Origin of the sequence: Streptomyces blastmyceticus, assembly GCF_039521185.1 — a bacterium.
Classification (GTDB): domain Bacteria; phylum Actinomycetota; class Actinomycetes; order Streptomycetales; family Streptomycetaceae; genus Streptomyces; species Streptomyces blastmyceticus.
This window is the reverse complement of record NZ_BAAABW010000026.1, coordinates 589,374-600,584: the sequence shown is the minus strand read 5'-3', so window position 1 is coordinate 600,584 and position 11,211 is coordinate 589,374. Positions and strand designations below refer to the sequence as shown.

Here is an 11,211-nt window from a genome sequence, read left to right as displayed (position 1 = left end):
CCCCCCCGCCCGCCCCGCGCACACCCGGAGCGGATCCCGTGATCGAGCTTCCTCGTCGTACCGCCCACGGCGCCGGATCCTGGACGGCCTGGTTCCCGTCCGGCCGTCCCGGTCCGGGGGCGCTGACCGGCCATGTCCGGCGGACCGGCGTCGGCCGGGTGTGGGCCGACCGCCCGCAGGGGCCCAGGGCGGCCGCCGTCGGCTGCGCGGGGTACGTGCTGCTGGGCGGCGACCCGGGCGCCGTCGACCCGGGCGGGCTGGCCCCGCTGGCCCACAGCTACGTCACGGCCCCGGACCGCTTCCTGCCCGTCCTCGCGGCGGCCTTCGACCGCATCGTCCCGTGGGAACGCATGGTGTGGGTGGGCGGCGAACCCGCCACCGCCCCGCCACCGGACCCCGCCGTCACCGTGCGCCCGCTGACCCGCGAAGACGCCCGGTCCGTAAGGGAGTTGGGTCCGGCCGCGGCGTGGATCGGCGACAGCTGGGGCGGGCCGCTCGGCCTCGCCGCGTCCGGCCACTGCTGGGGCGCCTTCCGCGACGGCCGCCCGCTCTCGCTGGCCTGCACCTACTTCCTCGGCGACCCCTACGAGGACATCGCCGTCGTCACCGTCCCCGGAGAGCGCCGCAGGGGCCTCGCCTCCGCCTGCGTCGGCGGGCTGTGCGCGGACATCGCCGCCCGGGGCCGCACCCCGAGCTGGACCTGCTCCCGCGACAACGAGCCCAGCCGCCGCCTCGCGGCCAAGGCGGGGTTCCGCCTCGTGCGCGAGTACGTCCACTACGCGGTGGGAGCACCGGCGGCCGGCGCCTCCTCCCCGCCCCCTCGCGGCATATTCAACTCGCCTTATGTGGCGTGAAGTTGACGACAGTATGGTTGACAGTCACATCAGCCCGTGGCGTAAGATCCGGAACCATGTCGCCCGCATCGGCGTGACGTGCGAGACGCGTGATCTGCGTGAGACCCGTGGCACACCCCTTCCGACCACAGCCCCTCGGCGACGCCCGCGCCCGGGCGGACCGGCGGCCCTGCGCCTGTGGTCCCGTGAGCACGGAGGTCCGGAGCTTGAAGACGCACACCCACAGCGAGAAGCGGTTGTCCGGCAACGGGAAGCGGCCCGCCGAAGAGCCCGCGCACCGGGCACCGGACGGGCACACCGGCCAGGGCTCGGTGTGGCCGGACTGGCCCGTCCACACGAGAACCACCGAGGAGCGCCTGCTCACCGCGCTGCGCTCCGGCCGCTGGGCGGTCAGCGGGGCCTACACGGGTGAGCCGTCCTTCGAGCAGTCCTTCGCCGAGGCGTTCGCCGCGTTCACCGGCACCACCTACGCCGTCCCCACCTGCAACGGATCCGCGGCGCTCACCATCACCCTGGAGGCACTGGGCGTCGGCGCCGGCGACGAGGTGCTCGTCCCCGGCCTGACCTGGGTGGCCTGCGCCTCGTCCGTCCTGCGCGTCGGCGCCGTACCGGTCCTGGTCGACGTCGAGCCGGACACCCTGTGCATGTCGGTGGCGGCCGCCGAGGCGGCGATCACCGAACGCACCCGGGCCGTCATGGTCGTCCACCTCTACGGCTCCGCCGCGGACCTCGACGGCTTCACCGCCCTGACCCGCAAGCACGGCCTGGGCCTGCTGGAGGACTGCTCCCACGTGCACGGCGCGAGCTGGGACGGCCGCCGCCTGGGGTCCTTCGGCGACGCGGCCGCCTTCAGCCTCCAGCAGACCAAGCTGCTCACCTCGGGCGAGGGCGGAGTGGCCGTCACCTCCGACCCCGGCATCCACGACCGCCTCTACCGCAAGCGCGTGGACGGGCGCGGGCGGCGGGAGGGCACCCCGCCCGGCGAACTGGAGCTCCAGGAGCTCCCCGGCGTGCAGGGATACAACTACTGCATGAGCGAGTTCAACGCGGCCGTCGCGCTGGACGGGCTCGGCCGCCTCGACGAGGAGAACGCCCGCAGACGCGCGTCGATGCGACGGCTGGAGGAACTGCTCGCGGACATCGACGGCGTGGCCCCGCTCGCCCGGCCGCCCGCCCTCAACGAGGACGCCGCCTACCAGTTCTGCCTCCGCCTCGACCCCGCCGTCTTCGGACACGGGGCCAAGAACGAGGTCGCGGCCGTGCTGTCCGGGCTCCTCGACGTGCACGTCGAACCCATCGACTCCGCACTCAACGACAACGTCCTCTACCAGCCGCTGACCTCCGGCTGGATCCGGCCCGCCGCCGGGCCGCGGCGCGCCCGCGACCTGGACCCGTCCCGGTTCGCACTGCCCGTCGCCGAGGCCGCCGGCGAGAACGCCGTCGTCCTGCCGCACCGGATGTTCCTCGCCCCGCCCGAACGCATGGACCTGATCGCCACGGCCGTGGCGAAGGTCAGGGGGCAGCTCTCCCGGGCCTGACGGCCCCGGCAACCGGCGCGCCGACCTCGATTCCCGTACGGAGTGCGCCTTCCGCGCGCCCCGACACCCCCGCCAGAGGCCACAGAGGCGCACGACGAAGGTGATGGTGATGGACCTCCAGCTGCCCCCGCCACGGTTGCGGGAACGCCGATTCGACGTAGGGGACAAACAGGTGCGCGTGCTGCTCGGGCACGACTGCCTGGACGAGGCGGCGGAGGCGTTTGCGGCCCTGGACGCGGACCGGTTCGTCATCGTCACCGACGACACCGTCCGCGGCGTGGTCTCCGGCAAACTCGCCGGCCTGCTCGAACAGAGCGCGCCCACCCTGCTGCTCTCCCACCCGCCCGGCGAGGACCACAAGAACCTCGCCACCCTCTCCCGGTTCATCGACCTCGCCCTGGACTTCGGAGTCACCCGCCGCTCCGTGGTGCTCGCCGTCGGCGGCGGCATCCCCGGCAACGTCGCCGGGCTGCTCGCCGGACTGCTCTTCCGGGGCCTCCGGCTGGCGCACTTCCCCACGACCGTCATCGCCGCCTGCGACTCGGTGATCTCCGCCAAGCAGGCGGTGAACACGGCACACGCCAAGAACACCGTCGGCCTCTACCACCCACCCGAAATGATCTTCATCGACCTGGGGGTGGTCGCCCTCGGCTCCCCGCGCGACCTGCGCTCCGGCACCTGCGAGACCGTCAAGAACGCACTGGCACTCGAACCCGGCCAGATACCCCGGCTGCGCCGCCTGCTCCGCCCCGGCGCCGACTACACCCCCGCCGAACTGGCGGAGATCTTCGAGCTCAGCCTCGACGTCAAGGGCCGGGTGCTGCTGGAGGACCCCCTGGAGAAAGGCGTGGGCGTCCTGCTGGAGTACGGCCACACCGTCGGCCACGCCCTCGAACTCGCCGGTGCCGGCACCGGCCGGGGCCCGGGCACGACGGGCGTCCGGCACGGCGAGGCCGTCGCCCTCGGCATGGCCGCCGCCGCCCGCATCGCCCACCGGCTCGGCATGCTGGACTCCGCCGCCGTCGGCGTGCACGAGGAACTCATCGACCAGGCGGGCGTCTGCCGGTGCCTGACCGTCGGGCTCTCGCCCGAAGCGGTCATGCAGCACATCGAGTTCGACAACAAACGCGGCTACCAGCGCCACCGCGCCGGGGAGATCCCCATGGTGCTGCTCGAAGCACTGGGAGCTGCGGCCCACCCCGCACAGCACTACCTCACCCCGGTGCCCCGCACCGAAGTCCTCGCCGCCGTCCACGAACTCCTGCGCCAGGGCAAGGAATGCGCCAAGGGATGCGAGAGCCGTGTTTGAGACACGCTCCCTGCCGCACCCTCCGGCCCCGCACCCGGCGGTGGACCCGGCCCGCCCGGCGATCGTCACCGCGCGCTCACCGCTGCGGATCTCCCTCGCCGGAGGCGGCACGGACATCCCCAGCTACTCCTCCCGCCACGGCGGCCTGGTCATCGGCTGCGCCATCGACCGCTTCGTCGCGGTCACCGTCTTCCCCCGGGAGTTCACCGGCCGGCTGCGCGCCGCCACGGACTCGTACGACCTGTGCGCGTCCGCCGCCGACCACCCCAACGGCATGACCCGGGCCTGTTTGCTGCGCGCCGGTCTGTACCGCGACCGGCAGGTCGCCGTCTTCAGCGACGTCCCGTCCGGCAGCGGGCTGGGCGGCTCCGCGGCCTTCGCGGTGTCCCTGCTGCACGCCGCCGCCCACCCCCGCCCCGCCACCGCACGCGAACTGGCCGAGTCCGCGAGCCGCGTGGAGATCGAGGACCTCGGGCGCGCGGTCGGCAAGCAGGACCACTACCTGGCCGCGTACGGCGGGATCCGGCTGCTGCGCTTCCACCGCTCGGGCCACGTCGACCCCGAACCCCTCGACGTGGCCCCCCGGGTGCGCGCCGAGCTGGAGCAGCGGCTGATGCTCTTCCACACCGGCATCAGCCGCGACGCCGGTGACGTCCTCGCCGAGCAGAACCGGCGCACCCTCCAGGGCCACGGCGGCTCCCTCGCCCGCCTGCACGCGATCCGCCGCATCGCCGACACGATGGCGAACTGCCTGCGCACGGGCGACGTCGACGGCGTGGCCGCGCTCGTCGAGGAGCACTGGAAGCTCAAGTCGAGGCTCGGCTCACGGGTGAGCAGCCCCGCCCTGCAGGCGCTCCACGACCGGGCCGTCGAGGCCGGCGCCGCGGGCGGGAAGCTGCTCGGCTCGGGCGGCGGCGGTTTCCTGCTGCTGGTGTGCGAGCCCGCCCGCCAGGCCGAGGTGCGCCGGGCGATGGACGCGGCGGGGCTGCGCGGCCTGCCCTTCCGGTTCACCGACAGCGGCAGCGAGGCGGGCCATGTCCCCCTCTGAACGAACGAAGGGCGGCCCTGCCGTGCTCGTCACCGTCGTCACCATCACCCGCACCCGCCCCGGCCTCCTGGCCCGCGCCCTGGACAGCGTCCGGGAACAGCGGCTCGACGCCCCCTTCGAGCACCTCGTCGTGATCGACGACTGCCACGACACCTATCTGTCACTGCGCGAACGCGAACCCCTGCCCGCCGGCGTCGGCTGGATCCTGGCCGGCCGCGGCCCCGGCGACGTCTCCGGCCCCGGCCGCTCGTCCAGGCTGCGTAACATGGCCGTACGCGTCAGCCGCGCACCGTGGATCGCCTTCCTCGACGACGACAACACCTGGGAACCCGACCACCTCGCCGGCCTGCTGGAATGCGCCGCGCGCACCGGACACCGGGCCGTGCACTCCCACCTGAAGATGTTCAACAAGGACGGCAGCCCCTATCTGGAGCAGCGCGACCCCTGGGCCCGCGACCCCGCACAAGGGCGCGCCGAGTACGCGCGCATGCGCGCCAGGGGAGTCGTCGAACCCGGCAGCTGCGTGCGCCGCGACCGGTTCGACCCGCCCGGGGTGCCCGACCCCGTCGTCTCCGTGGACACGGGGGAGTGGCTGCTCGCCCGCGAACTGCTGCTGGAGGTGCCCTTCACCGACGACTTCGACGCCCGCGACGAGGCCGAACTCATCGGCGAGGACGACAAGCTGGCCAGGAGCCTGCGCGAGCGCGGCGAGCCCGTCTCCTGCACCGGCAGACCCACCCTCCGCTACCACCTCGGCGGATACTCCAACGACTTCTCCCGCCCCTTCGACGCGACGTTCTCCTGGCGGGACTGAGCGCGGACGGCGCGGGCCGGCACCACCGAGCGACAACCCCGTGGAGATTGAGGCAGCTCGATGACCTATCGCATGGTGAACGGAAAGGTCGAAACGCCCGAAGGCTGCGAGATCAACGTCGCCTACCACTGCAACCTCGGCTGCGCCTCGTGCAGCCACCTCTCACCCGCCTTCCGGCGCTCCCTCGCCGAGCCGGAGACCATCGCCCGCGACCTGGCCCTGCTGGCCCGCTCCTTCCGGGCACAGTTCGTCAAGGTCCTCGGCGGGGAACCCCTGCTGCACCCCCGCCTGGTGGAGATCCTGCACTCCATCCGCGCCGCCGGCATCGCGCCCCGCGTCCTCGTCTGCACCAACGGCCTCCTGCTGCCCCGCATGGGCGAGGACTTCTGGGCGGCGGTCGACGAGGTCGAGATCTCCGTCTACCCCGGGCGGGAGCTCCCCGAGGAGGCGCGGGCACGGATCCTGGGCCACGCCGAGGACCACGGCGTCACCCTGACCGTCAACCACTACTCCCACTTCCGCTACTCCTACTCCGAACACGGCACCGACGACGAACAGCTGATCCGCCGCATCCACGCCACCTGCCAGATCGCCCACGTCTGGCGCTGCCACACCGTCTACGAAGGGCACTTCTTCACCTGCCCCCAGTCCGTCTTCATCCCGCAGATCATCGGCGACCCCCAGGACATCAGGGCGGACGGACTGCGCATCACCGACGACCCGGGATTCGCCGAACGGCTCCTGGCCCACCTGCGAAGCCCCCAGCCCCTGCGGGCCTGCCGCAACTGCATGGGCAGCGCCGGCCGGCGCATGCCCCACCAGCAGCGCACCCGCCGCGACTTCCGGATCCCCCAGCAGCACACCACGGAGGAGCTCGCCGACCGGCGCTTCCTCGCCCTGCTGGAGACCGTGCCGGACGCGGACGACGGCTGCGCGTCGGCCGAGTCCGCCCCGCTCCTGCCGTCCCCCAGCCTTCGGAAGAGGTCCTGATGCGTTGCCTGGTGACAGGTGGATCCGGCTTCATCGGCCGGCACGTGGCCCGCCGGTTCCACGAGGAGGGCCACGACGTCCTCGTCGTCGACACCCGCTGGACACCCGGCGACCCCTACCCCGGCGCACCGCTGTCGGTCACCGCCAAGGACCGACTCGCCGCGCTCTTCGCCTCCTTCCGGCCCGACGCCGTGATGCATCTGGCCGGGGTCGCCGACGCCCGGGCCGTCCTCGCCGACCCCGTCACCGCCATGGACGTCAATGTGACCGGGACGGCCGCCGTGCTCGACGCGGCCGCCGCCTGCGGCGCCTCCCGCGTCGTCCTTGCCGGCAGCTGCTGGGTCTACAACGCCATGCGCGTCGACGCCATCGACGAGGACGAACCCTTCCTGCCCACCGGCGCCGGCCACTTCTACACCACCTCGATGATCACCAAGGAACTGCTCGCCCGGGACTACGCGCGGCTGCGCGGACTCGACTCCACCGTCCTGCGCTACAGCCCGGTCTACGGCCCCGGCATGTGGCCCGGCCTCGTCGTCTCGGCCTTCCTGCGGCTCGCCGCCGAGGGCGGGCCCCTGACCGTCTTCGGCGACGGCACAGAACGCCGGGCCTTCCTCCACGTCCACGACCTCGCCGACGCCTTCCTGCGCGCCACCGCCCCCGCCGCCGCGAACCAGGTCTACAACCTGGAGGGCCCGGACATCCTCACCACCCGCGAGCTCGCCGACCGCGTCTCCGCCCTCTTCGGCGGAGTGCCCGTCGTCCACCGCGACGAGCCCACCCGCCGCGGCGAACTCGTCTACTCCCAGCGCCTCGTCTCCACCGCCAAGGCCCGCGCCCAGCTGGGCTGGACACCACGCATCGGCATCGACGAAGGACTGCGCATGGAGCTCGCCGCCCGCGGCACGGACGGACCCAAGGCGGAGGCGAAGCGATGACCGCACCACGCGTCGTCCCGGTGCACCCGGACTTCTCCACCGCCGACATCGAGACGATCCTTGCCTCGGTGCGGACCTCCCTGGAGACCGGGCAGCTCGCCCAGGGCGCCCAAGTGGCCGCATTCGAGGCCGAGATGGCCCGCTTCACCGGCGCCCGGCACGCCGTCGCCGTCGCCACCGGCACCGCCGCGCTCGTCTGCGCCATCCGCGCGGTCGCGGGCGAGAGCGGCGACGGCGAGGTGCTCGTCCCCGCCAACTCCTTCTACTCCTCGGCCGCCGCACCCCTCCTCGCCGGACTGCGCGTCCGCCTGGCCGACGTCGAGGCCGGCACCCTCGCACCGAGCCCCGCGACCCTCGCCGCCACCGTCACCGACGCGACGACGGGCGTGCTGCTCGTCCACATGGGCGGCATCATCACCCCCGCCGTCACCGCGATCGCCGACTGGTGTGCCGAGCGCGGACTGTGGTTCGTCGAGGACTGCGCCCATGCCCACGGCAGCCGCCTGGCCGGCCGCCACGCCGGGACCTTCGGCGCGGCCGGGGCGTTCTCCTTCTTCGCCACCAAGGTCATCACCTCCGCCGAAGGCGGCATGGTCACCACCGACGACGACGAACTCGCCGCCCGCGTACGCCTCTACCGCAACCTCGGCAAGCCGGAGGAGTGGCGCAGCCACCACACCGCCCTCGGCGAGAACGCGCGCATGAGCGAACTGCACGCCGCCGTCGGCCGCACCCAGCTGCGCCGCCTCGACGAATTCCTCAAGACCCGCGAACGGCTCGCCCAGCGCTACACCGCGGGCCTGCGCGCCCTCCCCGGAGTCCGGCCCGTGCTGCCGGAACACTCCCCGGCGAGCTGGTACAAATACGTCGTCGCGCTCGACCCCGCCGTGGACCGGACCGCCCTGCGCGCCCGGCTGAAGGCCGCAGGGGTCCAACTCGGCGGCGAGATCTACGAGATGCCGCTGAGCGCGCAGCCCGTCTTCGACGGCAGGATCCCCGCCGGGCGGCACCCCGTCGCCGACGCCCTCTGCGCCCACCACATCTGTCTGCCGCTGCACACCCGCATGGGCGACGACGACGCCGACACCGTCCTCGACGCGCTGCGGGCGGCCCTGGACACCGCCGCCGAGAGGTGACCCCCATGCCCGCACTGTCGCCGGAAGAGCTCTACCTCTTCGACACCACCGGCTTCCTCCTGATCCGGGGCGCCTTCACCCCCGCCGAGGTCACCGAGGCCCGCGCGGAACTCACCCGGCTCAGCCCCGCCGACTCCGGATTCGCCAACACCGAACGCTTCCAGGACCTCCCAGGCGCCAGCGGCCTCTTCGCCCGGCTCGCCCTCGACCCCCGCCTCGTCGGCCCCGTCCGCGAGGTCGTCAACCAGCCCCTGCGCGTCCTGGAGGGCTACGGCCTGCGCCGCGGCCCCGACAGCGTGCTCTACCTCCACGGCGGCAACTCCGAGCTCCTCGACCTCGACGGCGGCCGGACCGTCGGCCGCGACATGTCGATCACCCACACCTACCACGACGGCAAGCTCTACTGCCCGTACGTCAAGACCCTGCTCTACCTCAGCGACATCACCACCCCCGAGGACGGCTCGTTCTGCTACATCCAGGGCTCGCACAAGGCCAACTTCCCCCTGCTGCGGCCCCGCGCCGAGCGCGGCGCCCGCGCCTCGCTGATCGACGAGGGCTTCCCCACCCTCTCCGACGTCTTCGTGCGCGCCGGGGACCTCCTGCTGCTCAACGAGGCGCTGATGCACGGCACCCGGCGCAAGCGCACCCCCGGCGACCGGCTGCTGGTGGCCTACGGCTACGGGCCGACCTTCCTGACCGACTGGCGCGAACTCGACGGCGAGACCGGCGACCTGAGGGGCGCCGGCTACGTCGACCACGACGTGGAGGAGGACTTCGTGTCCTAGCGCACCGACCGCACCGGAGCCCGTACGGAACTCCCCGACACGATGGCAGGTAAGCAGAGATGAACCGGAAATCCCTCGCCACGCCCGCCCCCGGGCAGGACACCGCCGGGCCCCCCGACGAGCGGCCCTCCCGCAGCCCGTGGAGCGAATACCTCGCCGCCGCGGGCCCCCTGCTGGACGCCATGGGCGAGCAGGTCCAAGGGCTGATCACCGAGCTCGACGAGGTACGCCGCGGCGGCGCCACCGTCTTCCTCGCGGGCAACGGCGGCAGCGCCTCCGCCGCCTCCCACCTCGCCCAGGACCTGCTCAAGGGCACCTACACCGAGGGCGGCCCGCCGCTGCGCGCCGTCGCGCTGACCGACAACCTCTCCATGCTCACCGCATACGCCAACGACTGCGGCTACGAACGGGTCTTCGCCGAACCGCTGCGGCTGCTGGCCCGGCCCGGCGACCGGCTGCTGGTGATCAGCTGCTCGGGCACCAGCCCCAACGTGGTCGCCGCCGCCCGCTGGGCGGGCGAGGCCGGGCTGCGGGTGCTCGCGGTGACCGCGGGCACCGGCGGCACCCTGCGCGAACTGGCCGACCTGGAGGTCAACGCGCCCACCAAGGACGTCGGCATGGCCGAGGCGATGCACAGCGTCATCTTCCACTTCGTCACCCAGTCGCTGCGGGACGGCCCCTCCCGCTCCACCCGCCGATGACTGTGCGGACGACCCCGCAGCCGATGCCGTAGCCGACCCGTAGAGAGGCCAGCCATGAGAGCAGCCGTGCTGAACGGCCCGCGCGACCTGTCCGTCGAGGAACTGCCCGACCCGCGCCCGCCCGAGGGCTGGGCCGTGGTCCGCGTGGCCTACAACTCCATCTGCGGAAGCGACGTCTCCCTCTTCAACAACGCCTGGCACGGCACCGCCTTCCCGGCCGTTCCCGGCCACGAGTGGAGCGGCGTCGTCACCGAGAGCCGCAGCCCGCTGGTGGCACCCGGCGACCACGTCGTCGGCGACATCGCCATGACCTGCGGCCATTGCCCGTGGTGCCGGAAATCCCAGCGGGTGATGTGTCCCGAGCTGCGGGAGTTCGGCTTCACCGACCCCGGCGGCTGCGCCGAACTCATCACCGTGCCCGCCGAGAACCTGATCCGGCTCCCCGCCCACGTCAACCTTCTGACGGCCACTCAGGCGGAGCCGCTGGCGGTCGCCCTGCACGCCCTGCACCGGGTGCGCCTGGAACCGGGGGAGCGGGTCGCGGTCGTCGGCTGCGGCGGCATCGGCCTCAACGTGCTCCAGGCGGCTCGCGCGGCGGGCGCCCGCGTCGTCCTGGCCGTCGACCCCGTCGGCAACCGCGCCGGCGTGGCGGGCCGCCTCGGCGCCGAGACGGCCCTCACCGACGCGGAACAGGTCGCGCAGTGGACCGCGGCCGCCGGGCCGGAGGGCCTCCCGGACGTCGTGCTCGACGCCTGCGGGGAACCCGAGGCCATCCGGCGGGCCACCGAACTGGTCCGCCCCGGCGGCCGGGTGGGCCTCATCGGCTACCGGGTGGGCAAGCGCGTCGACCTCCCCTCGGCCGAGTGGACCCTGAAGCTGATGGAGACCATCGGCGTCATGGGCCCGGCCCACTTCATGCCCCGCGCCGTCGACCTGATCGCCCGCGGCGCCCTGCGCACCGAGGACGTCATCACCGACGTGCTGCCGCTGGCAGAGGCGGGCAAGGCGTTCCTGCTGGCCGAGGAGCGCGACGGCGACGCGATCCGGGTGGCCGTCCGTGCCCGGGACTGAGGCGGGCGGCCGTCCGGCGGCGGGAGG

General features: G+C 73.4%; 11 protein-coding genes. All 11 read left to right on the top strand.

All coding sequences use genetic code 11. From position 1 onward, the window contains the following. On the top strand, positions 1 to 854 hold an 854-nt coding region (locus tag ABD269_RS25050; protein ID WP_344121238.1), incomplete at its 5' end, for a GNAT family N-acetyltransferase. Between the two features lie 206 nt (positions 855 to 1,060). Next, the gene (locus ABD269_RS25045) at positions 1,061 to 2,392 is read left to right on the top strand and encodes a DegT/DnrJ/EryC1/StrS family aminotransferase (RefSeq protein WP_344121236.1); all 1,332 of its coding nucleotides are present in this window, start codon (positions 1,061 to 1,063) and stop codon (positions 2,390 to 2,392) included. 109 nt (positions 2,393 to 2,501) lie between these two features. Then, positions 2,502 to 3,701, top strand: a complete 1,200-nt coding sequence (locus tag ABD269_RS25040) for a 3-dehydroquinate synthase family protein (protein ID WP_344121234.1) — start codon at positions 2,502 to 2,504, stop codon at positions 3,699 to 3,701. Next, positions 3,694 to 4,749, top strand: a complete 1,056-nt coding sequence (locus ABD269_RS25035; RefSeq protein WP_344121232.1) for a GHMP family kinase ATP-binding protein — start codon at positions 3,694 to 3,696, stop codon at positions 4,747 to 4,749. The genes ABD269_RS25040 and ABD269_RS25035 overlap by 8 nt, the downstream gene beginning before the upstream one ends. After that, positions 4,736 to 5,563: a glycosyltransferase family 2 protein gene (locus ABD269_RS25030; protein ID WP_344121230.1), complete on the top strand. Its 828-nt coding sequence runs from the start codon at positions 4,736 to 4,738 to the stop codon at positions 5,561 to 5,563. Before ABD269_RS25035 ends, ABD269_RS25030 begins: the two co-directional genes overlap by 14 nt. A gap of 60 nt (positions 5,564 to 5,623) precedes the next feature. After that, entirely contained in the window at positions 5,624 to 6,553 is a 930-nt protein-coding gene (locus tag ABD269_RS25025; RefSeq protein WP_344121228.1) for a radical SAM protein, read from the top strand. A gap of 11 nt (positions 6,554 to 6,564) precedes the next feature. Next, positions 6,565 to 7,491: an NAD-dependent epimerase/dehydratase family protein gene (locus tag ABD269_RS25020; protein WP_344121227.1), complete on the top strand. Its 927-nt coding sequence runs from the start codon at positions 6,565 to 6,567 to the stop codon at positions 7,489 to 7,491. Continuing rightward, complete coding sequence (locus ABD269_RS25015) at positions 7,488 to 8,627, top strand: DegT/DnrJ/EryC1/StrS family aminotransferase (protein WP_344121226.1); 1,140 nt, start codon at positions 7,488 to 7,490, stop codon at positions 8,625 to 8,627. The genes ABD269_RS25020 and ABD269_RS25015 overlap by 4 nt, the downstream gene beginning before the upstream one ends. A gap of 5 nt (positions 8,628 to 8,632) precedes the next feature. Next, entirely contained in the window at positions 8,633 to 9,412 is a 780-nt protein-coding gene (locus ABD269_RS25010; protein ID WP_344121225.1) for a phytanoyl-CoA dioxygenase family protein, read from the top strand. A gap of 59 nt (positions 9,413 to 9,471) precedes the next feature. Then, the gene (locus tag ABD269_RS25005; protein WP_301891231.1) at positions 9,472 to 10,113 is read left to right on the top strand and encodes an SIS domain-containing protein; all 642 of its coding nucleotides are present in this window, start codon (positions 9,472 to 9,474) and stop codon (positions 10,111 to 10,113) included. Positions 10,114 to 10,167: 54 nt separating this feature from the next. Next, entirely contained in the window at positions 10,168 to 11,184 is a 1,017-nt protein-coding gene (locus ABD269_RS25000) for a zinc-dependent alcohol dehydrogenase (protein WP_344121224.1), read from the top strand. Positions 11,185 to 11,211 lie beyond the last annotated feature (27 nt).

What these genes read in the sequence shown, in the direction of transcription:
- ABD269_RS25030 (WP_344121230.1), top strand. Translation starts at nt 4,736, where the DNA reads ATGTCCCCCTCTGAACGAACGAAGGGCGGCCCTGCCGTGCTCGTCACC.
- ABD269_RS25000 (WP_344121224.1), top strand. Translation starts at nt 10,168, where the DNA reads ATGAGAGCAGCCGTGCTGAACGGCCCGCGCGACCTGTCCGTCGAGGAA.
- ABD269_RS25025 (WP_344121228.1), top strand. Translation starts at nt 5,624, where the DNA reads ATGACCTATCGCATGGTGAACGGAAAGGTCGAAACGCCCGAAGGCTGC.
- ABD269_RS25010 (WP_344121225.1), top strand. Translation starts at nt 8,633, where the DNA reads ATGCCCGCACTGTCGCCGGAAGAGCTCTACCTCTTCGACACCACCGGC.
- ABD269_RS25015 (WP_344121226.1), top strand. Translation starts at nt 7,488, where the DNA reads ATGACCGCACCACGCGTCGTCCCGGTGCACCCGGACTTCTCCACCGCC.
- ABD269_RS25040 (WP_344121234.1), top strand. Translation starts at nt 2,502, where the DNA reads ATGGACCTCCAGCTGCCCCCGCCACGGTTGCGGGAACGCCGATTCGAC.
- ABD269_RS25005 (WP_301891231.1), top strand. Translation starts at nt 9,472, where the DNA reads ATGAACCGGAAATCCCTCGCCACGCCCGCCCCCGGGCAGGACACCGCC.